This window comes from Novacetimonas hansenii (assembly GCF_014843995.1).
GTDB lineage: Bacteria > Pseudomonadota > Alphaproteobacteria > Acetobacterales > Acetobacteraceae > Novacetimonas > Novacetimonas hansenii.
Genome location: NZ_CP062147.1, coordinates 233,586 through 255,918 on the forward strand (window position 1 = coordinate 233,586; position 22,333 = coordinate 255,918).

Here is a 22,333-nt window from a genome sequence, read left to right on the forward strand (position 1 = left end):
AAAGGTCAGCGCACCCCGTCGGACAGCACGGCATCACGTGACACACGCACCACCTCCGACAGGGCAGGGGCTGCGGTAATCGGGGCGGGAACGCGCGCCATGCGGTTCCCCGCCGGCAATACGCGCGACACCCGCCGGATAACCCCGTCAACCAGACTGGACAGCCCTTCGGGCGAGAAGAAACCACCTGCAATCAGGCAACGGTCCACCAGCACGCGATAGAACGCATCGAACGTCGCCTTGTCCGGCGGGGTCGGATGGACCCAGAAATTGTCCAGCCCGTTCTGGTCGGTAATATCGGGAATGTCGTAAACCGCTTCCCCCAAGGTAATGACCGGCACGTCCGATGACAGGGCAAGGGTGCCGGTGGTACTGTTGATCGTGACGACACCACGTGCCGCACGTACGATCAGGGCAATGTCCCCCGCCTCCAGGAAATCCACCCGGTCTGCGACATTCTCCGCCCGGGCGATCTGGCGCGTCAGTTCACGCCAGTTGCGCACACCGTTATCAAGCGGATGTTCCTTGACCAGCAGGACAAGATCCTTTGGCGCATGCGCCGCAAAGGATTTGATGACCTTGCGCAATGCGGGCTCCACCCCATCAAACGGGGAATGCAGCCGCACCTGCGCATCCGCATCAAGCTGCAGCGGGAACAGCATATAGGGAACATGCCGCGCCTCAATCGACTGCATGATCCGCATGGCTTCGTCACCAGCCGCCTCGCGCCGGCGCAGACGCTTGACCCAGCCCACACCTTCCTTGAGCGGGTGCCACGGGCGATAGTCGGACCAGTGCTTATAATGCCAGCGGCTCAGCAGATCGGCAGTGTTATAGGCCACGGCCTCCAGCGCGCGGCGCCGGAAGGAGGACGGGACAGGATAGTGCGGCGGCATCGGCGGCAGCAGCGCCGCCTCCTTGCGATACCAGTCGGGATCGCGCGGCAGGGCGGAATGACCATTGACCCCACCAAGTTCCAGCGTCACCCAGTCAGGCCGGATATAGCCTTCTTCGAACACATGCACGGGAATATGCATCTGCGCACATGCCGCGATCGCGACACGATGCAGGGGACGGCAGTCACCAAACAGAAGTACGTCTGTAATACAGTAACGCTTTATTACATCATTGAAAAAAGCGGGCCATTCTTCGGCGCCACCTGTAAAGTCAATCCCGTGCGGCAATCCCCAGAACAGGCGGTCGCCCCCGTTGAAATTGATCTTGTAGACGCCGTACCCCGTCTTGCGGAACGCCTTGCCCAGCTCCCGGAAAAACGGCCCCATCAATCCCTGCAGAAAAAGAAACCTGCGCTCGCCCACAACGCTTCTTCCATCAAGACTGTTCATTTATTGTTTCTTCTTCCGCACAGGTGGGCCAGCTTTCCCTGCAATTGTCGCAGCCTGGTCAACATGCTCACACGCCAGACGGTCCTGTCCCCAAACCGTCCCAATAGCGTTTCCACTTCACAGGGCAATCGCGTCAAAGGATCTATGTAGAGGGGATAAAGCAATAGGGTACCCGCAACAAGGGCCTTTATAGACAGAGAACGGTTACGCCGTACGCACGGCACATCGCCCAGATCCGTTGTCAATCCCCAGCCTGCGTAGAAGGGCACGCCATAGGTGACAACGCTCCGCCCCCGCAACAGTCCCTCGAACCCGGCCAGGGATGTCAGGGTATGGATTTCATCCACCTGCATCATCAGGGTGGTAATCGACCCACCCCGACTGACCATATCCGCATATCGCATGATCTGCGCATCCTGCAGATGTCCCGCGCGATGTCCCGCATCCACATCGGGATGGGGGCGATAGATGACGAAGGCATCCGGGTTATGTTTGCGCACCGCACGCAACAGTTCCTCGTTCCCCTGTATGGCGCCGCCACCCGCCCGCACGGACAGGTCATCGGCCACCTGTCCGGGCACCAGCAGTACCCTGCGGCCGCCTGCATCCCATGTGGGGGGCGGCACTGTGGTATCCGCCCGCCCGTATTTGGAAACCCCGCCATCGACCATCCGGGTGATAAGGCGTTCAGCCCGCGCCAGTATCCCCGCGTCGAAATCGGTTGTGGCAAGGATATGTTCAAGGTCGCTTGGTTCGGAGGGATCATAATAGATCCCGCGCCGATCGACGAAGATGGAACAGGGCACACACAGGTCGCTGCCCAATCCGACGGAACGGACAAACCCGTCCTCAACCCGCCATAACGCGACCCCCGCCGCCTGCGCATCACGGACGATCCCTTCGGGCAGACGGGTGGCCCATCCTGCAATCGCGCCCCCGCCCTGCACACGTCCGGCAAGGCGCAGGGCGGCAGCGGCACTGCGGCAAAAGGCCGGATGGCCGGGCGCATGGGCCAGGAATTCCCCGATACGCTCGCGTTTCCACAACGCCATGCCCACGCACGCCGAAATCTCGCGTCCCGACACTATCCGTGCACGCCATAGTGACAGGATATCGACGATCCGCCCCAACGGCACGACCGCACCGTCAAAGGGATCCGTATAGGTTGTGCGCACCGTCAGGTCATGCGCGCACGCGTCATACGTCACCGGCTGGGGGGCCTCATCACGGGCGGTGGCATATCGCACTGCGCGAAGACCACGCAACGCGGCGAGGCGGACAAGATCGCCCAGGCCCAGGCCATGGACCTCCCGCGCGCCATCAAGCAGCGCATGCGGGTCAACCGGCCCGTATATGGCGGCAATCCCGCGACGGCGGGCCATACGGGCTGCCGCGCCATGCCGGTCATGCGCAACCAGCAGCACCTCGTCAGGCCGGACGCACGTCAGTATACGGTCGAGCAATACGGCAAGCCGCGCCTGTCCATGCCTGCGCTGCTCCACCGTGGAAGCCGTGACGATGACAGGCCGGACAACATCTGGCGCAGGGGCCCAGAACTGTCCGCCCACGCGCGCGCGCAGCATCCGCGCCACACCCGCGTGATCCACCAGCCCCGCCCCGCGCGCCGCCAGCACAGGCATGTGCCGCCGCAGGGGCGGCGCATGCAACAAGAGCGCATCGTCCGGAATCCTAGTCATGCCAACAGTCTCATGCCCTGCCACCTCATGCCCAATGCGATGATAAAGCCATGGCCGGGCAATGGATGCCTGCCATGGCGCAACTTCCGCATGATTGCCTGATACATGCACTTGCCCTTCCACACGCCATCGGCAAGAAGGGAAGATGCCCTGCCCGCTTCATGTCGCCTGAATAGAATGCAGTCCTGATTTCATGCAATTATGGTTTCCTTTTGTCACTCTTGGCGCGACCGTCATATCCAGCTTTCTGGTCGAAAGCATGGCGCGACCGTGCATATCAGGATTTCCCCCACTCCGGCGATGCCTCCTCAACGCCCTGCTGACGGGTGCGCAGTATGGGGCATGGCTGGCCCTGTGCGGGACACCGGTCCTGGCGGCGGTCCTGACGACGGCCCTGACCCTGTGCCTGGTCATCGGGTCTAATATCAAGCTGTCGATTCTTGGCGAACCGATGCTGTTCTGTGACGTCGTGGCCGCCCGCAGTTTCCTCCAGCATCCCAAATTCTACCTGTTTTCCATTCCGCTGAGCGGACGCATCGCCGTCGTGGGGGGGATGATTGCCCTTCCCGTGATGCTGGTCGTGTTCTTTACGCCTGCGCTCCTGCCTCATGTTGCTGGGGGCTGCCTCCTGATTGCAGGCATGCTCGGGCTATGGGCCATTCCCGCCACACGATGGGTTCCCACCCCCGATGCGCAGCATGATATCGGGCGATTGGGACTGCCTGGTTCCCTGTTCCTTTACTGGCGGTGCTGGCGGCATGAAATCGCAATGCAACCAGAAGCTGCCCCCCCTGTCACTCCTTCAGGAAAGCCCGCATACGACATCGTCATCGTCATCCAATGTGAATCCTTTGCCCGCCCTGGCGACCTGATGGCGCAACAGGCGCATGATCCTGCACGGATCCCTGTGCTGCCTGCCCTGACCCGGGCCGAAACCATGGCCAGTCACTGGGGCACGCTCCACGTCAGTGGCTTTGGCGCCTATACCATGCGCACGGAATATGGCGTCCTGTTCGGGCAGGAAGAAAGCATGCTGGGGTTCAGGGCCTATGACCCGTTCCTGACGGCAGGCAGGGATACGGCCCTCTCGCTTCCCGCCATCATGGGAAAGGCAGGATATGACTGCACCTTCGTCCATCCCCATGACCTGCGCTTCTATGCCCGGGCGCAACTGATGCCCGCATGCGGGTTCAGCCACATTGTCGGAGAGGAGGCATTTCCCCATACCGCCCGCCCCGGCATGCCCTATGTGGAAGACATGGCACTTGCGCAGGAAATCGGCGCGGTGGCGGCAAAGGCGAAAGGCCCCGCCTTCATTTATGCCGTAACCATGGAAAACCATGGCCCATGGCCGGCAACAGGCCCCAATGGCCCACAAACGGCATTCGACCATTACCTGCGGCATCTGCGGAACAGCGACCGGATGCTTGGCACGCTGACAGACATGCTTTCGCAGATGGGAAAAAAGGGACTTCTGGTCTTTTTTGGCGACCATCGCCCCTCCATCCCCGGCATGATCATCCCTACGCCACAGCGTGGAACCCCTTATGTTGTCATACCGGTTGGCACGGGAACACCTGCTGCGCCGATGAAGCAGGACCTGACACCCGCACAACTGCACCACCTGATTTTGCGCAATACACTTGGCGGTTATGCTGGCTGAAACCACGAAACATGGTATGGGTGATATGCCCGGTCCATGATGCGACCTGACCCTGCTCTTTCCGAGGCCATGAATACAAGATCATGATCCAGTTTGAAAATGTTACAAAAGTCTATCATGCGCGCGGTGTGAACAAGTGTGTGCTGGACCACCAGTCATTCGTGATCGAAAGGGGCATGTCGATCGGGATCGTGGGCGTCAATGGCGCAGGGAAATCGACCCTGACACGCATGATCGCAGGGATCGAATACCCCACCAGTGGCCGCATCACGCGCACCATGTCCATTTCCTGGCCCCTGGGGTTTGGGGGGGCATTCCAGGGAAGCCTGACGGGTGCTGACAATACACGTTTCATCGCCCGCATCTATCGTCGGCCGATCAATGAAATCCTTGATTACGTCAACAGCTTTGCCCGTCTTGGGCATTACTTCGACGCCCCGGTCAAGACATACTCGTCAGGTATGCAGGCGCGCCTTGCCTTTGCCGTTTCCCTGGCGATCCGCTTTGAATGCTATCTTGTGGACGAAGTCACGGCGGTGGGGGACCATTCCTTTCGCCTGCAATGCCGCGAAGCCCTGCTGGAACGGCGCGAACATGGGACATTGATCATGGTGTCGCATGATCCCAATACCCTGCGGGAATATTGTGATCAGGGCGCGGTGCTGCAAAATGGCAGGCTGACATTCTATGACACGATTGACGCGGCGATTGATGCTTCTGCCGAACTGTATAAATAAGAACGCATTCCCGGATAACCAATTGAAAAACTTTTAAAAGTTCCTGAATGCCGCCTTTTTCAAAAAAGGCGGCGCCTTTCGAAGGCTTTGGGAAAAGCTTCACCAAAACTTCTTTTCAGCAGGGAAAATCCGGTACACCCGACGATATATCCTGTCGGGGATACTATTATTTATGATCGGGAAAAAATGGTGGAGCCAATGAGAATCGAACTCACGACCTCCTGAATGCCATTCAGGCGCTCTCCCAACTGAGCTATGGCCCCACATCATAAACCGGATCGCATGGGAACGATCCGCTTGCCTGCCGGGGTATAGCGAGTGCCTTTCAGCTTTGCAACCCCCTATTTTCAGCCCCGTATGACACCATATCCACGCAGGAATTCCAGCAACGCCAACAGCGGCAGCCCAAGGATCGCATCATGTTCGCCCTCGATCCGGGAGAACAGGTGCAGGCCCGGCCCCTCCAGCCGGTAAGCGCCCACACAGGACAGGATGGCATCCCCCTCCAGACGCAGGTAACTGTCAAGGAAGTCTTCACTGAATGTGCGCATCCACAGGCGGGGGCGCGCGACGTGACGCCAGATTTCCTCCCCCTCACGCAGCACCACGACCGCTGTATGCAGTACATGCGCCTGCCCGCGCAGGCGCATCAGATGTTCGCGCGCACAGGGCATGTCGGCGGGTTTGTCAAACCATTCCCCGTTACATGACAGCATCTGGTCCGCACCAATCACGATCGCCCCCGCGGCCTTTATATGCGCCGCCTTGGCCCGGGCGAGCGTCAGGGCAGTGGTATCGACATCATGGCCATGATCGCGACAGGCGCGCTTGATCGCGGCCTCATCCACATGGGCAGGGCGACAGGACACCATGATCCCTGCCGATTCCAGCAGGCTGCGCCGTGCGTGGGACTGGCTGGCGAGTACTATCGGGGGCGACTCGACCTGTAATGAATCGACCTTTAGTACTAAATTCGAGTCGTCGGACATCTGGCGCTCCGTACTGCCAAAGTGAAACATTAAATTCGGGCCGGGGAGTACTCCGGGAGTACTGTGGTACATGGGGATGGTACTTCGCATGATTCTGCACCGTACCGAGTACCGTGGATAAGCTGAACACCCCCCTGCATCGTGAGTTGTACACAGCCCCCTGTCGGGAAAATCTGAATAACTTTCCCTGATGGCTGAAAACTGCGTAACGGCGGGTTGTACACACTGTGGGAAAAACGGGGTACATTTTCGGAAACATGGGTACCCCATCACTCACAGCCCCTATTAACCCCTTCAAGAATTTCTTTCTCTTTTCTTTTATTGTTTAGGAATGGGAACCGCGAATGACGTGGAAACACGGCTTGGGCGCATCGACGCTGTTCGCTCGGCAAAAAGTACGAGATAGTCCCGCTGCAATGAAACTGAACGACGGACCGATGACCGAAACAGGCAAACCCCTTCTGCGTGCCCTTGCGGGAGAAGCGATCTGGCCCCCTCCGGTATGGCTGATGCGACAGGCGGGACGGTTTCTGCCTGAATTCCGGGCGCTGCGGGAAAAGGCGGACTTTATCACACGCTGCATGACGCCCGACATGGCAACGGAAATCACCCTGCAGCCGATTCGACGCTTTGGCATGGATGGGGCAATCCTGTTTTCCGATATCCTGATCCTGCCCTGGGCAATGGGACAATCGTTGGAGTTCATCCATGGTCGCGGCCCTGTGCTGGAACCGGTGCGCAGCCTGCATGACCTTGAACGGCTTGACGTAAAACGCGTGGAAGCGGCGACCATGCCGGTGATGGAAACCCTGCAACGGTTGCGGACCATTGTCGATGGGCCGGACCCGATCGGGGTGGCCAAACCAGGACAGGTGACATTGATCGGGTTTGCGGGCGCGCCATTTACCGTCGCCTGTTACATGGTGGAAGGCCACGGCTCGCGCGAATTCGACGTAACACGCGGCCTGGCCTATTCCGATCCGGAATTCTTCGACCGCCTGATCGATATTCTGACCACTGCGACGGCGGACATGCTGTGCAACCAGATCGTTGCCGGGGCCGAGGCCGTGATGCTGTTCGACAGTTGGGCCGGTCTGCTGCCCCCATCCGAATTCCGGAGGCATGTCATCGCCCCGGCGCAGCGGATCGTAAAGATCATCAACGAACGCCATCCGGGTGTGCCAATCATCGGTTTCCCGCGCCTTGCCGGCCTCATGGCGGTGGAATATGGCCGTGAAACCGGGGTCAATGCGATGGCGCTTGATACCAGTGCGGACATGAAGGCGATTGCAGAACAGCTTCCCAATACACTGACATTACAGGGGAATCTTGATCCGTTACGCGTTCTTGCCGGGGGCGAGGGCATGCGGGCGGAGGCACGTGCCATCAGGGATGCGATGAAGGGACGGCCGCATATCTTCAACCTTGGCCATGGGGTCGTGCCTGCAACGCCGCCCGAACATGTGGGCGACCTTATCGCGACCATCAGGGATATCTGACGAATGTTACCTGCTTCCATCCGGCCCGACGGACAACTGCGCCTGATCATCTTCGATTGCGATGGCGTCCTGATCGACAGTGAAGGACCTTCGTGCCGCATGCTTGCGCGTGAACTGCGCAAGGTCGGGCTGGAAATCAGTGACGAGGACGCGGTGGGCCGTTTCGCGGGCAAGGCGCTGACAGCCCTGAAGGAAGAATTGCAAGATCAGGCCGGACTGGAACTTGATCAGGACTGGCCCACGCAGATGCAGCATGCGCTGGTTGAACTCATGCGGTCCGAGGCGGAAACGATCGAGGGATCGGCCGCCATGCTGCGTGAGATCCGCGAACTGCGTATTCCTTATCGGATTGGATCCAATTCCTCCAAAATGGAAATGGATGCAAAATTCGGCCGCACGGGTCTGGAGACACTGATTTCCCCGGATTGTATCCATTCCGCACGTGACATGGGCAAGCCCAAGCCGGACCCTGCTGTCTATCTGTCTGCCGCCCATGCCGAAGGGGTTGCGCCGGAAAACTGTCTGGTGCTGGAGGATACGGAAACCGGGGCAGGTGCCGCGCGTGCCGCCGGCATGGCCTGTGTATTGCTGCGCCCGCTTGACCTGCCGGCGACAAGCTGGCCGGGCCTGTTGCGGGTTGGGCACCTGACGGAATTCACCGCATTGGTGAAGCGTATCCTGCGTTCTCAGGGGCAGGCCGCGTGATGGCAGTATTTTGGCCATGGATGCTGTGGTTCAAGGCATTCCACATCATGTCCATGGTCGCGTGGATGGCGGGCATGTTCTACCTGCCACGCCTGTTCGTCTATCACTGCCAGGTGGCGGTCGGATCGGCGGAATCCGAACGTTTCAAGGTCATGGAATACAAGCTGTTGCGCTTCATCATGCTGCCTGCGATGTGCAGCACGTTTCTGTTCGGTGGGCTGCTTGCGATGTTACCGGGCCTGATCGACTGGCATAGTGGGTGGTGGTGGACGAAGCTTATTGCGGTATTCGGCCTTGCCGGGTTCCACGGGGCCTGTGCCAAATGGCGCCGTGCCTTTGCCGAGGATTGTAATACGCACCCCGAACGTTTTTATCGCATGGCGAATGAGGTTCCCACGGTCCTGATGATGATTGTCGTCATCATGATTGTCGTGCGGCCCTTCTGATTTATATTTCAGAAGATAAAAGTTTCTGGTGAAGTTTTTTTACTGAAAGTATCAAAAGAACGCCGCCTTTTTCAAAAAAGGCGGCATCCGGAAACTTATGGCTTACAGAAGCGACTTGCCCTGCTTCAGCACTGCGCTGCAAACTTTCTTGGTCACTTTCTGCTTCATGTTACCTTCAAGCGAGGACAGCGAGAAGGTGTTGCCGTTACCGGTATCGAGGATTCCTTTCTGTCCGTTGGAATAAAGCGGGCTGGATGTATCAAGGCCGCTCTTGCTCTTTAGCGAGGACAGGACCGTCGAAGGGGAATTTCCGCCCAGATAGTTGTTTTCCACGCAATAGCTCAGCAGGCCCGTCACGTTCGACGGCGCAAGTGAGGAGACTGAGGGAATGCTCAGGCCGCTGCCTGACAGTGCGCCGGACGCAGCATTGCCCAACAGTGAAGAACCGGACGAGTTCCCACCCGAAAAGCCGGGAATTCCCTGTGCATGAACGGGGGATGCCGCCATTGCGCCAAGGAGGGGAAGGGCAAGGCATGTCGCCGAAAGTTTTTTGAAGATGGACATCGGAACTCCTGAACCATGGGGCCGGGCGCACAGGACGCGGCAGAACCAGCTTCTGCCATGATATGCGCCACAGTCCTTAACATTCCGCCTCATGGGCGGTTATGCAATCCCCACCATCAACATGGCATATATCTTGCCCAGGACCGGATACAGCACGTACTGGATCAGCAGCAGCAGTGCGAGGGGGCTGAGGTCGATATTCGCAACAGTGGGCAGGATATTGCGGATGGGCTGCAACAATGGCTCTGTCATGCGCGACAGGAAATTATAGATTTTCCATACAACTGGCTGGCGCGGGTCCAGAATCCCGAAGCCCAGGAGGAAACTGAACAGGCAGGCCGACAGGACGACCCAGGTATAGAGCTGTATCAGTTCGAACAGCAGTTGGAACACGATTGTAACCAATGGGCCAACTTTCAAAACAGGGGTTTGACCGCTCAAACTAGCGTTCTGGAACGTGGGTCACAATATCATGTCGGAGGGTGTATCGTAAAAAACCATCTTCGCGATACTGGACGCCTTGACATGACAAAGGGTATATGATTAATCGCTTTCGCATGAAACGTGGGGCTGTAGCTCAGATGGGAGAGCGCCTCGTTCGCAATGAGGAGGTCAGGGGTTCGATTCCCCTCAGCTCCACCACGTTTCACATAATCCCCAAATGTTGAAAATTGTAATTCATGGGTTTCATGACGTCCATGATGCGTCATATTGCCTTATGGCAGGTTGCGGTTGATCGTTCAGCGTGGGCAGAGTAGAGATAGCCGACTTTTCTTTCCGGTGACATCCAGGTCGTGTGACGGGGATGTCCTATCGTTCCTAGCAAAGAGAAAATATTAAACCAGCATGTCAGAACATCCCATTACCTTGATGACGCGTCATGAAGATGGACATTCCGTTGGAATGACGACATCGTCAGGTGTGGATCGCCGCTTCCGCCTTATGGGGGGATTGTCCTGTCGCAGCAGTCGGGCTGTTGCCATAGTGTCCATGGTGGGATGTCTTCTGACAGGGTGCAATACACTTCCAAGCAGTGGTCCCGCACAGGCGGATATCGTTTCGCAGCAGGCAGACCGGCATAAGAACAGCCTTGGGTTCAAGATCGAGCCTGTGACTGACCAGGTGGCATCCTGGCTAAGCGAAGAAAAGCCGCCTTTGCTTTCGACGCTCAATACCACGAGTTATACGCCAACGCATAATGACCGGCTGGGTCCGGGGGATCATCTGGCGATTTCTGTCTATGAAATCGGTAATGGTGTCTTTACTGGTGGTGTGGCGACGGCATCGGCCACGGAACCTGGAACATTGACGACCCTGAACGGGGTCGGGGGCGCGCCGCCGATTGGGGCCGTTCAAACAAACCTGCCCGTGGTGGAGGTCAATGACGATGGCAATATCCTCATTCCTTATGCAGGCCAGGTCCATGTCGCAGGGCTTACGATCTCCGAAATTTCCCAGCGTATCAATAATAGCCTGAAACACATTTCCACGCGGCCCGCTGTTATCGTGCGTCCTGTCCTGGACGAGACGAATGTGGTGATGGTTTATGGAAATGTCCTCAAGAGTGGGCGTATCCCACTGACCCCCAACCAGGAACGGGTGCTTGATGTTGTCGCGCTGGCAGGTGGGCCAAAACAGCTTTCGGAAGATACGCTTGTCCAGTTGACGCGTGGTGATCGCGTGGTGCAGGCACCGCTGAAACTTATCGAACAGACGCCTGAACAGGATATCCCTCTCCAGCCCGGAGACCGGATGGAACTCTTGTCTGAACCCCGTACATTTACGGTCTTTGGCGCAAGCTCCAAGGTCACGGAAGTTGCGTTCGGAACGCCACAGGTTTCGCTGGCGGAGGCCCTGTCACGGGTGGGTGGCGTTTCTGACGGGCAAGGTGATCCGAATGCCGTTTATCTGTTCCGGTTTGAGGACCGGAATATTGCAACTAAACTGGGTCTGCAGATGGATGCAGGGCAGGAAAACATTCCCGTTGTTTATCATCTGGACCTGATGAATACTCAGGATTATTTCCTTGCGCAGAAAATCCCGATGAAAAATCGCGACCTGATTTATGTTGCGAATGCTAAAATCAATGATTTCAATAAGTTTTTTAACCTGTTGAGTACGATTATCAGTCCTGGCATCACGGCGGCATGGCTGGCGAAGTAATACTGTCCTAACAGGATTGAAGGGGCAGGTACATGTGTCAGTAATTTCCACCACAGGACCGGTCTGGCTGGACAGCCGTAATATCGGAATCAATGGGGGAACCGGTGTAGCAAGATATACGCAGGATCTTGCTACCTGCCTGGGTGATCTGGGGATCTCGACGGCCTTTGTGCAAGGGGCCACGCCAGATGGAAAATCGTTATCAGGCGGAAAACTGGATGCATTACAGCGTCTGCTACGCGCAACCCTTCCCTGGCGACATGTCGGGGAAGTTCATGATGTGCCCTATTGCCCTGACCTTTATCGAACTGCCCATGTCAGGTTCAAGACCTTTGGCCGACTGACATCCTTTGATACTGCTATGTCGCCTGCGCTTATGCACTGGACCTATCCCCTGCCGATGGTCATGCAGGGATGCAGGAATATAGTCACCATTCACGATCTGGTGCCCATCCTCAATCCCAATCTGACAGGAATTGATCCCACACATTTTGCCCGTCTGCTACGTGAACTCCTGCCACGCATGGATGCAATTGTGACGGTTTCAGAAACTGTCCGGCAACAGTTGATTGAAATACTGAATATTTCTCCGTCACGTATTACCAATCTTTATCAGATGGTCGATATTGATAGGGAAGCTGTGATGAAGAGTGAACGTATCATTCCATCTGACAGTATCATTCATATCGGACGTGTCGAAACCCGAAAGAATATAGAGCGCCTGATCGCAGGTTATGCCCGCAGCAGGTCGCATCGACCACTTGTGCTGGTCGGTCCCGATGGGGATGACCGTCCGGATATGTCCCTTCCTGAAGGGCCGGGGCAGATCATACGCATTCCATGGATTGAGCGTTTTTCCTTACTACGTGGACTGGCCGAGGCGCATATGCTTGTCTTTCCCTCTTTGGGAGAGGGATTTGGCCTGCCGATTATAGAAGCCATGGCATTAGGCACACCAGTGATTACCTCCTGTGGTGGGGCGACCGGGGAAATTGCTGATAATGCAGCATATCTTGTCGATCCTTTTGACGTGAAGGCCATTGGCGATGCGATCGCTGTACTGGATTCCATGGATAAGCATGCGGGTCTGTGTGGCGATCTTGTCCAGCGGGGATATGTCAGGGCAGAATTCTTTTCACGGATGGCCTATGGCACACGACTGAAAGCATTTTATGAACGTTTTTAAAGGAATGTTTAGAGACTGTTTGAGAAGATAGAAATATAAAACCATTGTAATTATTTTAATATTCCAAGTTATTTTCATTTTAAAACAATAGCCCTACTCAGGAAATTTATTTATTATTCACAATAATAGGGATAATTAGAAACGGATTTAAAAGTATTTTTCACTTATTACAGATAAAAATGATTGTCTTAAACTGTATGTCCGGCTTCCCGTGACACCGCCTGTATCATGCCTGCGGGAGTAGAGGCGATATCACGACTTGATTGAATATTTTCTGCAGAATCAGGATTATCAAGTGTGTAATGCAGGAACAGGTCAGGAATGGTAAGCATCTGGAACGAACGCAGCATCCTGTATCTTAAAAAGCAAAGGAAGATGGGCACAATGAATGACAATATGTCTGGGATCGCTGGCGAAATCGCGTTGCTTGAAGCGCATGTCGGATGCCTTGAGGCGGCCCTTCAGAGGGCATTGCGTCTGCTGACGCATGAACAGCAGGTTGAAATGCTACAATATGAGCAGTATCGCATCAAAGAACGTGATGAACAGCAGATCGCGCACCAGATCGGACCGGATAGCGATGAATTCAACGATATTACCAGTGCTCATAAATGGGTGTCAGAATGTATTGCACGCGTAATTTCTGAGACCAGGATAGTATCAAAATCAGAATCGTCTACAGGCAGAAATATTTCATAAATACCTGAATGATAGAAAATCGTTTTTAAAGGCATCTTCATAAAACCGCGTAATGGCCCAAATGAATCTAAAGAGATGCTTTATGGGCACATCCTCAACATTACCAAGGACTGTGCTCCCCTTTAGCAATACATTCCATCATCGTGATTTATGGAATGATGCAAAGGGGAGTGCAGGCTTTTAACCAGATACTCACAAATCAGGCAGCTTCATTCGATGAAGCCAGTTGGTCGCGCTTAAACCTGGCTTAAGATCACCCCGCGAAAAGAAATTTCGCCTGTGAAATCATTTTCAAATTTAACACGAAATTCAAACATGTCATTTGCATCATCACAGCGAAATTTAAGCGTTGGTTGATTGGTAGAAAGTTTTGCCAGAGGCGTCTTTATATAATCCAACTCGCCATGTTTTTGGGAAGCGACGTCAACGACAACCGATTTGAGATCCGTGCTTGTAACCGACAAATCAAACATTACGGTATAGGTCCCGATGGGCAGATCCCTGTAAGGCCCAAAAATAAGGTGCCCACCAGAATAATGACCTTGCTTGAAGTGGAGTACATCTCCTTCCAATTTGCCTTCTCTATGATGAAACTCATTAGCTTCAATATGATATTGCCCATTGGTTCTGAAATTCTCGAACGCAGCAAAGCGAAGGCGCTCTGAGCGATCAAAAAATTTGCGGAAAGTTTGAATATCGTAACGTGAAAAGAGGTTGTAACCACTATCACGATCAACCAATGGAGCTTTTTGAGGAAAAGCCTGTGCTTTGTGCATCTGCTCCATTATTGCAAGGGCAATTTCTGGTTGCGCCTGAAGCGCCCGGGGAAGGGCCGTATGTAGCTGGGTGTTGGTCTCCCCCTTAACGGCGGCAAGGGCTTCCAGAATCTGGTTATCAAGAATTTCTGCGGTATAGGATTTCAGGACATGCTGCTGTGCAGCAAGTACCTGATGATAGACGTCTGCATCCTGCAGCGCGACAATAGCCGCCGCAAACATGTTTAGGTCGTAATATTGAAAACCCAAAGGATGATCGACCATCAGTTCCCGAAGGGCTGTTGTTGACCAGACAATGGTCGGAAGTCCACAGCGCATGGCTTCGAAAACGGGTAAACCAAATCCTTCATGTTCTGAAAGACAGAGAAATACATCGGAGATTTTGTAAAGTTCATCAAGTTCGGCGTTAGAAACCTCGCCATAGAAATTTACTTCGATTTCAGGATATCTGGTGGCATGTACTTCGATTTCCGCTTTGACGTCATCTTCACGCCCGGCAAAGTGTACTATAACGGGTTTTCCCGTTGCCATACGAACGCGATCCGCCAAAGAGATAATGGATTTATGCCCTTTATGCGGCACGACACGTCCCACAAAAAGCATATTGATAATGCCGTTGGGTGCAAAACGCCGTTCGGATACGTGAACATTGGTGGTTTTCTTCAGGTAACGACTGGCAGGGAATACAACGGCAGAGCGTGAGGCTTCGCCACCAAGAGCTACGAACTGATCCCGTGTAAATAGTGAGTTTACCCAGAAAAACAGATTGGGCTTTGTCGAAATCCGGATGATATTTTCAAAGCCTTCAATCGTATGTGCAAGATAACGCTTCTTTGAAAAGAAAAACCATGGTGACGTATTATTGTGCCAACGCACAACAGAGGGTGTAGGGCGGTTTGCCAGGAAACTATCCATTTTTTCCCAAGCGCCACAATAATGATAGATAACGGTCCCTTCCGGGTTAACGTCGCACCATTCATAAAATGTATCCAGATTTTCAATAGGCACGTCAGGATGGCGCGCGGTATCGAAACGTTCGGCAAAAATACGGATCTGGTTGGAAAATTTTGGAAAAAGCGCCTTGGTGCGTTCATATTCATAAATGCAGTCAAAGCCTATGGAGTCGCTCTTTTCAAACAGACCCTGTACAAGAAATGCAATCTTCATGTCGATCTAGAACCTCGTGCCTTTAGAACTGCGATAAGAGCGGAGTTCGTCATCTGCGTCTGTAGCGGTAGAACTGGGATTTAGGTGTCGAGAGCCTTGGGCTGTATTTCCTGTGTGGCATGATCGGGATCTCTGCATTCTTGAAAAAATAAGTTATTTTCAGGCATCAATCCGTATCGTCTGGTAATCAGGGACACAAACGATCCTGTCAAAGACGAAATTCCATCGCATGAAAACATATGCTCCAATTTGGGCACCTGTGTTTCACCCCTTGCCAATTCCACGTAAAATGGTTTTGACCAAACGTTTGCGAAGACGTTTTGCAAAAGGGCCAATCCGCCATAGTCGACCAAAAGTAAGGGATATGACATTCATCTTTGATAGGGAGAGCCGTTGCTTTTTGGCATCAATCTGTATGAGTGTTGCGCCTGAAAAAACGATATTTCCCGTGAATGTTGCCAACGCACCCAACCTGATCTCGACCATCGGGGCTTCGCCAGTCAATTCAAACGTCACCTGTTCATTAATGTCATGGGTTCCGTTGGACAGGGTAAGGACACGGCTTGTTAATTGTTTGTTATTGGAGTTTACATCGATTTCAAACCGTACATCCTGCGGCGTATCATTCTTGATACATGCATGCATGATGGCGCGATAACGCCCGGCAGGCATCTGCGCGTAAGGCCCAAAAATCAGGTGTGTGGCTGCAATATCAACGGAAGGTAGCGATACGCTATCCCCTTCGATAAGGGCAGCGGCTGACCAGCCCCCCTTACGCATGGAAAATTCACTGGGATCAAAGGTAATGGAAGGCTCGTCCACAGGCATGGTCAGGGCGTTCAGGAGTTCCTTATCTTGGATCAGGTAATTCTTGAACATTCGCACATCGTAAAGAGACGTAATATTGATGTGGGAATCGAAGACCAGACTGTTATCAAAGCCCTGATGACAGTATTCGTAAAGAGAGTTACGCGCGGTATTGATTGCATGGGCGACACGTGGCAAGTAGCGGATCGCAGGGCGCGCCAGATCATCAGGAACTGGTTGCGGCCATCTGTTTTTATCCTGTGCCGCCAGTGCATCACGCACCTGGGTTTCAATGATTTCAGCAGAATAGGTCTGGAGAATGGCATATTGGATCTCCAGCAAACGATTTTTTACGCCTGGGGTCGCAAGGGCGTTAATCGCAGCGGCAAAAAGATCCAGATCGAAATTGGGGAAAGCAAGGGGATGCCTTGCAAGTAATTCCCGAAAGGCTGTTGTTGCCCAGGCGACCACAGGAAGGCGGTACCTCATGGCCTCGAAAACGGGAAGACCAAACCCTTCATGCTCTGAAAGACAGATAAAAACATCAGAAGTCTGGTAAAGATTGATCAGGGCATCATCGGAGACAAGTCCATGAACGATGACTTCCGACTTTGCCTGACTGATGATTTTGCGCAGGCGGATGGAAAAAGGATTGGGATCGTCGAGACCCTTTCCAACAATGTTCAGTCTGACACGGGCATCGGTAAGTTCCTGAACCCGATCTGCAACGGCAATTGCGTTGATATGCCCCTTATGCGCGACAACACGGCTGACGAAGAGGAGATCTATTGTCGCGTCATTGGCGGTGTTACTTACATCGTCTGTCCCTGTTTCGACCGCATGGGGCAGAAAGGGAACAGGAAGGTTCAGGTAACGACTGGCCGGGTAAACGACATGGCATCGTTCCGGCGCGGCCCCCAATGCGATGAGCTGATCGCTTGTAAATTCCGAATTTGACCAGAACTGGATATGGCTGCAATTAATGAAATCAATGATGTTTTCATAACCGAGCAGGGCATGCGTCGCATTCTGGTTCTGTAATCCAAAGGTAAACCAGGGAGGCGTGGCATTGTGCCACCGGATAATCACATGCCGACATTTTTCCCGCAGGAATTTATCAAAAGGGGTAAGGCTGTCGCAATAATGGAAAAGAACGGTAATGGACCGGTCCTGCTTCAACCACTCGTGAAAGGCGTCAGCACTTTCCACTGGGATATCAGGGAATGCCAGGGGGTCATGATTATTGGAGAATACACGAACAATGTTTATGGCAGGATTCTGGGATGACAGCATTCTGTAATGATGAGCAACGTCATTACATACGGAATCATTCCTTTCAGACATATTTAGAGCCAAAATTGCCAATTTCACTAGGTCATGCTCCCAATGGATTTACAAGGGTAATGGATATTACCTGATGATAAACGGAATTCTCCCAAGGGATTTATAAGGTTTAAACGGGCATTAGTCTATAGAAGTCGCATCAAAAACTCCTATTCTTCACCGACTGATTGTGGTATGCGGCTTTGTATTGCGCAGTATGCGCTAGGATGCTTCTGCCATGCAGGCAAGCCATGCAATAAAATCATAAAATGTAATTTTATATGTATTCTGCAAGTACACGGTGTGCATTTTAAAAATGCGTGGCATTTGAGGCAAATCTATAAAAACAAAATCCCCACTTTATTGTATTTTAAAAAATAATTATAGCGATATTGAGATGCTATGATTATTGGGATTCTGGTAATTGCGCCAAATTCAGCAAACGCCTGATGGAGTGTTTGCATAATGAATATGTATTATTTAAGGCGCAAATATGATCTTTCCTCTTAAACCGGCCATAGCGCGTGGAGGTAGGGAAAGATGCCTGTTTGTCCCATCCGCCCTGTTCCGCGTCAGTCTGGCTCAGATACCGCAGAGGGAGGCGTCCGGTATCGCAACCAGAAGGTCAAGTTCGATCAACTGGGGGGCATGCTGGTGCTTTTTGACCAGACGGAATGTCATCGCAGGACAGGTGCGGCCAAACGCTTCGTTCAGTGTTGTAAAGCACGACGCGAATTCATCGGTTTTTGTCAGGGTAACAACCATACGCGTGACATCATGCAGGCTGTTGCCATGCTGTTCAAGGATGTCCGCACCCTGTGCCAGCGCATGACGGAACTGGCCCAGCATTGTGGGGGCAAACTGCCCCGTGGCCAGATCCTGCCCGGTCAGATGGCGGATGTGGATATCCTCGTTTGGTCGCGTGGTTTCTTTCATCAGGAAGAAAATCACAAAATAGTCATATTTTGTCCATGATAAATTTCAGCCCTAAACGCTCGCTCCTTTCGATGTGACATGGAAAGGCCGGATATTGTAAGATGGTTCCATCCACGTGCCTGACGAAATGCAGATGTGATAATGACACCACTTTTCATCTGTGGTGAAAAAGAGGAAAATCCTTGTGTCGGAGGCTGTCGCTGCACCACCATCGTAACCCCTGTCATCCGACGCCAGCCCCTGCTGGCACGATGGTTCCCCAGGATTTCATGTGACTGCCATAACCCATGCATGAAGATTCACCATTACCGCGCAGCATCCTTCTTGTAACCGGGCTGTCTGGTGCCGGGAAATCGTCGATCCTGCGAATTCTGGAGGATCTGGGGCATGAAGTCATCGACAACCCGCCGCTTGGCATGCTGGACGAGATTGTGGCCCGCGCGGAAAAGCCGGTGGCCATCGGGGTGGACTCCCGCACACGTGGGTTTGACGCCACCCTGGTCCTTGCCGCCCTGTCGCGCCTGCGGATCAATCCGCACCTGCATGCGCAACTGATCTACGCCACGGCAGAGGAAAGCGTGCTGCTGCGCCGTTATACCGCCACGCGACGGCGGCACCCACAGGCCAGCCATGGCACTGTCAAGGAAGGGATCGAGGCGGAACTCCGTCTGACGGCTCCCCTGCGGGAAGCTGCCGACGTTGTGATTGACACCACGGACCTGCCACCGCCCGAATTGCGCCAGCTTGTGGAGGCGCGCTTTGGACAGTGGGAGGATGGACGTGGCGAGGGCCTGACGGTTGCCCTGATGTCGTTCGCCTTTCCTGCCGGCCTGCCGCGCGAAGCGGACATGGTGTTCGATGCGCGTTTCCTGCGTAACCCCTATTACGATCCTTCGCTGTCCGCCCTGACGGGGCTTGATCCGCAGGTCGCGGCCTATGTGCAGGTGGACCCGGATTATGCGGCCTTTCTTGACCGGATCGACGGTCTTCTGGACCTCGTGCTGCCGCGCTTCGTGCAGGAAGGGAAGAAATATGCCACGATTGCGATTGGCTGCTCGGGGGGGCGGCATCGTTCCGTGACCTTGGTGGAGGCATTGGCCCAGCGCCTTGGGGCGCAGCCGACGCAGGGCGGACAGCGGCATGATACCCCCTCCGCCAGTTTCGCGCGCGGACAATGGCCTGTGGTGGTCATGCACCGTGAACTGGCCCGGCAGGGGCGCAGCAGCTGGCGCTGGGCCAATCGTCCTGCAAACCGTCTGGGCAGCAGCCAGACGCAACCAGACGATACCCCTGCATCCTAAGGCCGCAGGCAGGATTTTCCCTCCGTCCGTGACACAATCTGATCCATCTTCCGTCTTGTCCGTTCATGTCCATCAACTGCCATGGCATGATATGGGCGATGTTCTGGCCGTGCTGGAGGGGGAGCCATGGTTGGCCTGTCTGGACAGTGGCAGCGAGATCATGCCGCGTGGGCGCTGGACAATCCTATGCCGTGATCCCGTACATGTGGTGGAGGCTCATGCGGGACGATGTTTCGTGGACAGGCGCGAACAGGCGGGGGATGCGCTGGAGATATTGCGTGGCCTGATTCCCGCCTTTGCATGCCCTGATGGAATGCCGTTTGTCGGTGGGGCCATCGGGTTTGCGGATTATCGGTTCGGGCAGAGGACGCATGGCCTGTCCACGCGGCACGATCCTGACCCGCAGCAGCCTGAATTCGCGGCCGGTATCTATGACCATGCCATTATCATGGATCGCCTTGAACGGCGGGTATGGCTGACCGGGTATGGGACGCCCGATGTCATGGCGCGACGCCGACGGGAGGTCATGGACCTGTGGGGGCGGGTTGTCGCCCACGTACCTCTTCCAAAAATGCCCGATATCCAGTTTACCATGGAGCGTTCGGCCAGGGGATACCGCCGGGCGGTGGCGCAAGCGTGTGATTATATTGCGGCAGGTGATATCTTTCAGGTGAACATCACCGCGCGCATGTGGGGGGCAAGGCCGCCCGGATTATCTCCCATTGCGGCCTATCGCGCGTTGCGCGTCACCTCTGCGGCGCCATTCGGGGCGTTCTTGTCATGTGGTTCGGACTTTGCCCTTCTGTCGGCATCACCGGAACGGTTTGTCGCCCTCGACGTGCATGGTGTCATGCGCACCCGTCCGATCAAGGGGACGGCGCCACGAGATCCAGATCCCGTGCGTGACCGGCAACGTGCGCAGGACCTGCGTCTGGATGAGAAGGAATGCGCCGAAAACCTGATGATCGTGGACCTGATGCGCAATGACCTTGGGCAACTCGCACGGATCGGCAGTGTCAGCGTACCGGAATTGTTTAACGTGGAACATTTCACCCATGTCCACCATCTGGTGTCGGAGGTGCAGGCAACCCTGCTGCCCGGTCATGATGCCATCGACCTGCTGCGTGCGACGCTGCCGCCCGGTTCCGTAACTGGCGCGCCCAAGCATCGCGCCATGCAGATCATTGATGAACTGGAGGGTTCGGCGCGGGGACCCTATTGTGGGGTAGTCTTCCGTATCGGTGGGGATGGGGCGATGGATAGTTCGGTCATCATCCGCACCCTTGTCATGACACGGGCGGGAATATGTGCGGCCGCGGGTGGCGGGATTACGATACTTTCAGATCCACAGAAGGAATATGAGGAAATGTGCCTGAAGGTTTCCGCCCTTCTGTCGGTGTTTGGCAATACGTCATCCGGGGAAAAAGAGCATGACTGAGCGCCTGTGGTTTAACGGGGCCATGCAGGATCGGGATGCGGTGCGGATTGATCCCGCTGATCGTGGGCTTCTGCTCGGTGATGGTGTGTTCGAGACCATGCGTGTGCAGGCAGGCCGCATCGTCCATCTGGAACGGCACATGGCGCGCCTTTATGCAGGGTTGGAAACCTTGATGATCCCGTCACCTGAGCGGGAACAGGTCGAGGCGGCGTTGGTATGTGTCATCACCGATAACGCGATGCAGGCGGGGTCGCTGCGTCTGACCATCACGCGCGGATGCGGCCCGCGTGGCCTGTTGCCACCCGAAGGTGCGGCCCCGACCATCATGATCGTGCCGTTTCCGCCTGCCGCTGTCCCCATGCCTGATGCGCATCTGGTCATCAGCCGTATGCGTCGTGATGAAACCAGCCCCCTGTCGCGGGCCAAAACCCTGAATTACCTACCCAATATCCTCGCATTGATGGAAGCACGCCAGCGCGGCGGGACTGAGGCCGTATTGCTCAATATGGCGGGGCGCGTGGCCGAGGCAAGCGCCAGTAACCTGCTGATCCAGCGCGATGGCATGCTGCTGACTCCGCCCGTGGCCGAAGGTGCTTTGCCCGGCATTGCACGTTCCGTGCTGCTGGACATGCGCCTTGCGCGTGAACGGGCCCTGACACGTGCGGACCTGCTGGCGGCGGAGGCGGTTGTGCTGGTCAACAGCATGTCGGTGCGCGCGGCTGTGTCGCTCGATGCTGCGCCGCTATCACGGGAGGCCGCCACGGTTGCGCGGATCCGTGCGGCCCTGATGTCATAAGGCCACCGGTTCCGTCATTTCGGTTATTGCTCAAAAAGGCGGGGTTGGATTAATCACCCCCATCAGATCCATGTTCGGATCGTCCCGCGGTTTAA

Annotated in this window: 19 protein-coding genes and 2 tRNA genes; 12 read left to right on the forward strand and 9 right to left on the reverse strand. The window is 55.0% G+C overall.

Annotated elements, in window-relative coordinates:
* Positions 1-5: 5 nt before the first annotated feature.
* Together IFJ82_RS00990 and IFJ82_RS00995 are read right to left on the reverse strand one after the other, a co-directional pair.
* Positions 6-1,346, reverse strand: a complete 1,341-nt coding sequence (locus IFJ82_RS00990; protein WP_003616765.1) for a capsule biosynthesis protein — start codon at positions 1,344-1,346, stop codon at positions 6-8.
* A complete protein-coding gene (locus IFJ82_RS00995) occupies positions 1,343-3,043 on the reverse strand; it encodes a capsular polysaccharide export protein, LipB/KpsS family (protein WP_225578725.1) in 1,701 nt (566 codons plus the stop codon). The genes IFJ82_RS00990 and IFJ82_RS00995 overlap by 4 nt, the downstream gene beginning before the upstream one ends.
* 193 nt (positions 3,044-3,236) lie before the next feature.
* Here IFJ82_RS00995 and IFJ82_RS01000 point away from each other — a divergent pair, with 193 nt between their 5' ends.
* The gene (locus IFJ82_RS01000; protein ID WP_192265302.1) at positions 3,237-4,706 is read left to right on the forward strand and encodes an LTA synthase family protein; all 1,470 of its coding nucleotides are present in this window, start codon (positions 3,237-3,239) and stop codon (positions 4,704-4,706) included.
* 83 nt (positions 4,707-4,789) lie between these two features.
* Positions 4,790-5,443 carry an ABC transporter ATP-binding protein gene (locus IFJ82_RS01005; RefSeq protein WP_003616759.1) on the forward strand — a complete coding sequence of 218 codons (654 nt, stop codon included), beginning with the start codon at positions 4,790-4,792 and terminating at the stop codon, positions 5,441-5,443.
* A gap of 187 nt (positions 5,444-5,630) precedes the next feature.
* Here IFJ82_RS01005 and IFJ82_RS01010 read toward each other — a convergent pair.
* Positions 5,631-5,706, reverse strand: a tRNA-Ala gene (locus IFJ82_RS01010).
* An 84-nt stretch (positions 5,707-5,790) separates the two neighbouring features.
* Positions 5,791-6,432 (reverse strand): Maf family protein, encoded by a 642-nt coding sequence (locus tag IFJ82_RS01015; RefSeq protein ID WP_192265303.1) that lies wholly within the window; start codon positions 6,430-6,432, stop codon positions 5,791-5,793.
* Between the two features lie 437 nt (positions 6,433-6,869).
* On the opposite strand from IFJ82_RS01015, the gene hemE reads away from it, so the two are divergent.
* From hemE to hemJ, 3 genes are read left to right on the forward strand one after another with little or no spacing between them, the layout of a single operon-like run.
* Positions 6,870-7,931, forward strand: coding sequence for a uroporphyrinogen decarboxylase (hemE, locus tag IFJ82_RS01020; RefSeq protein ID WP_075595521.1), 1,062 nt, complete (start codon positions 6,870-6,872; stop codon positions 7,929-7,931).
* Between the two features lie 3 nt (positions 7,932-7,934).
* On the forward strand, positions 7,935-8,636 hold the full coding sequence (locus IFJ82_RS01025; protein WP_192265304.1) for an HAD family hydrolase: 702 nt from the start codon (positions 7,935-7,937) through the stop codon (positions 8,634-8,636).
* Positions 8,636-9,082 carry a protoporphyrinogen oxidase HemJ gene (gene hemJ, locus IFJ82_RS01030; protein ID WP_003616751.1) on the forward strand — a complete coding sequence of 149 codons (447 nt, stop codon included), beginning with the start codon at positions 8,636-8,638 and terminating at the stop codon, positions 9,080-9,082. Before IFJ82_RS01025 ends, hemJ begins: the two co-directional genes overlap by 1 nt.
* A 102-nt stretch (positions 9,083-9,184) precedes the next feature.
* Here the strand turns inward: hemJ and IFJ82_RS01035 are convergent, their stop codons facing one another.
* On the reverse strand, positions 9,185-9,646 hold the full coding sequence (locus IFJ82_RS01035; RefSeq protein ID WP_003616749.1) for a YjjA family protein: 462 nt from the start codon (positions 9,644-9,646) through the stop codon (positions 9,185-9,187).
* 99 nt (positions 9,647-9,745) lie between these two features.
* Complete coding sequence (locus IFJ82_RS01040) at positions 9,746-10,051, reverse strand: YggT family protein (RefSeq protein ID WP_003616747.1); 306 nt, start codon at positions 10,049-10,051, stop codon at positions 9,746-9,748.
* A gap of 161 nt (positions 10,052-10,212) precedes the next feature.
* On the opposite strand from IFJ82_RS01040, the gene IFJ82_RS01045 reads away from it, so the two are divergent.
* The 4 genes from IFJ82_RS01045 to IFJ82_RS01060 all read left to right on the forward strand — a co-directional run bounded on the left by IFJ82_RS01045 (position 10,213) and on the right by IFJ82_RS01060 (position 13,694).
* Positions 10,213-10,288: transfer RNA gene (locus tag IFJ82_RS01045), tRNA-Ala, on the forward strand.
* 261 nt (positions 10,289-10,549) lie between these two features.
* On the forward strand, positions 10,550-11,809 hold the full coding sequence (locus tag IFJ82_RS01050; RefSeq protein ID WP_225578726.1) for a polysaccharide biosynthesis/export family protein: 1,260 nt from the start codon (positions 10,550-10,552) through the stop codon (positions 11,807-11,809).
* A gap of 34 nt (positions 11,810-11,843) precedes the next feature.
* On the forward strand, positions 11,844-12,995 hold the full coding sequence (locus IFJ82_RS01055; RefSeq protein ID WP_192265306.1) for a glycosyltransferase family 4 protein: 1,152 nt from the start codon (positions 11,844-11,846) through the stop codon (positions 12,993-12,995).
* 384 nt (positions 12,996-13,379) lie between these two features.
* Entirely contained in the window at positions 13,380-13,694 is a 315-nt protein-coding gene (locus IFJ82_RS01060) for a hypothetical protein (protein WP_062809726.1), read from the forward strand.
* Between the two features lie 236 nt (positions 13,695-13,930).
* Here the strand turns inward: IFJ82_RS01060 and IFJ82_RS01065 are convergent, their stop codons facing one another.
* From IFJ82_RS01065 to IFJ82_RS01075, 3 genes are all read right to left on the reverse strand, one after another.
* Positions 13,931-15,637, reverse strand: a complete 1,707-nt coding sequence (locus IFJ82_RS01065; RefSeq protein ID WP_048859220.1) for a glycosyltransferase family 4 protein — start codon at positions 15,635-15,637, stop codon at positions 13,931-13,933.
* 264 nt (positions 15,638-15,901) lie between these two features.
* Positions 15,902-17,815: a glycosyltransferase family 4 protein gene (locus IFJ82_RS01070; RefSeq protein ID WP_192265307.1), complete on the reverse strand. Its 1,914-nt coding sequence runs from the start codon at positions 17,813-17,815 to the stop codon at positions 15,902-15,904.
* A 534-nt stretch (positions 17,816-18,349) separates the two neighbouring features.
* Positions 18,350-18,703 carry a RidA family protein gene (locus IFJ82_RS01075; RefSeq protein ID WP_192265309.1) on the reverse strand — a complete coding sequence of 118 codons (354 nt, stop codon included), beginning with the start codon at positions 18,701-18,703 and terminating at the stop codon, positions 18,350-18,352.
* A 287-nt stretch (positions 18,704-18,990) separates the two neighbouring features.
* On the opposite strand from IFJ82_RS01075, the gene rapZ reads away from it, so the two are divergent.
* Genes rapZ through IFJ82_RS01090 form a run of 3 tightly spaced genes read left to right on the forward strand, consistent with a single transcriptional unit; the run spans position 18,991 to position 22,238 of the window.
* Complete coding sequence (rapZ, locus tag IFJ82_RS01080; RefSeq protein ID WP_064305457.1) at positions 18,991-20,004, forward strand: RNase adapter RapZ; 1,014 nt, start codon at positions 18,991-18,993, stop codon at positions 20,002-20,004.
* Positions 20,005-20,032: 28 nt separating this feature from the next.
* Entirely contained in the window at positions 20,033-21,442 is a 1,410-nt protein-coding gene (locus IFJ82_RS01085) for an anthranilate synthase component I family protein (protein WP_003616725.1), read from the forward strand.
* The gene (locus IFJ82_RS01090) at positions 21,435-22,238 is read left to right on the forward strand and encodes an aminotransferase class IV (protein ID WP_003616724.1); all 804 of its coding nucleotides are present in this window, start codon (positions 21,435-21,437) and stop codon (positions 22,236-22,238) included. The genes IFJ82_RS01085 and IFJ82_RS01090 overlap by 8 nt, the downstream gene beginning before the upstream one ends.
* Positions 22,239-22,333: the final 95 nt, after the last annotated feature.

Coding starts and splice junctions, on each gene's coding strand:
- IFJ82_RS00990 (WP_003616765.1), bottom strand. CDS start 1,346: ATGAACAGTCTTGATGGAAGAAGCGTTGTGGGCGAGCGCAGGTTTCTT.
- IFJ82_RS00995 (WP_225578725.1), bottom strand. CDS start 3,043: ATGACTAGGATTCCGGACGATGCGCTCTTGTTGCATGCGCCGCCCCTG.
- IFJ82_RS01000 (WP_192265302.1), top strand. CDS start 3,237: ATGCAATTATGGTTTCCTTTTGTCACTCTTGGCGCGACCGTCATATCC.
- IFJ82_RS01005 (WP_003616759.1), top strand. CDS start 4,790: ATGATCCAGTTTGAAAATGTTACAAAAGTCTATCATGCGCGCGGTGTG.
- IFJ82_RS01015 (WP_192265303.1), bottom strand. CDS start 6,432: ATGTCCGACGACTCGAATTTAGTACTAAAGGTCGATTCATTACAGGTC.
- hemE (WP_075595521.1), top strand. CDS start 6,870: ATGACCGAAACAGGCAAACCCCTTCTGCGTGCCCTTGCGGGAGAAGCG.
- IFJ82_RS01025 (WP_192265304.1), top strand. CDS start 7,935: ATGTTACCTGCTTCCATCCGGCCCGACGGACAACTGCGCCTGATCATC.
- hemJ (WP_003616751.1), top strand. CDS start 8,636: ATGGCAGTATTTTGGCCATGGATGCTGTGGTTCAAGGCATTCCACATC.
- IFJ82_RS01035 (WP_003616749.1), bottom strand. CDS start 9,646: ATGTCCATCTTCAAAAAACTTTCGGCGACATGCCTTGCCCTTCCCCTC.
- IFJ82_RS01050 (WP_225578726.1), top strand. CDS start 10,550: ATGACGACATCGTCAGGTGTGGATCGCCGCTTCCGCCTTATGGGGGGA.
- IFJ82_RS01060 (WP_062809726.1), top strand. CDS start 13,380: ATGAATGACAATATGTCTGGGATCGCTGGCGAAATCGCGTTGCTTGAA.
- IFJ82_RS01065 (WP_048859220.1), bottom strand. CDS start 15,637: ATGAAGATTGCATTTCTTGTACAGGGTCTGTTTGAAAAGAGCGACTCC.
- IFJ82_RS01075 (WP_192265309.1), bottom strand. CDS start 18,703: ATGAAAGAAACCACGCGACCAAACGAGGATATCCACATCCGCCATCTG.
- rapZ (WP_064305457.1), top strand. CDS start 18,991: ATGCATGAAGATTCACCATTACCGCGCAGCATCCTTCTTGTAACCGGG.
- IFJ82_RS01090 (WP_003616724.1), top strand. CDS start 21,435: ATGACTGAGCGCCTGTGGTTTAACGGGGCCATGCAGGATCGGGATGCG.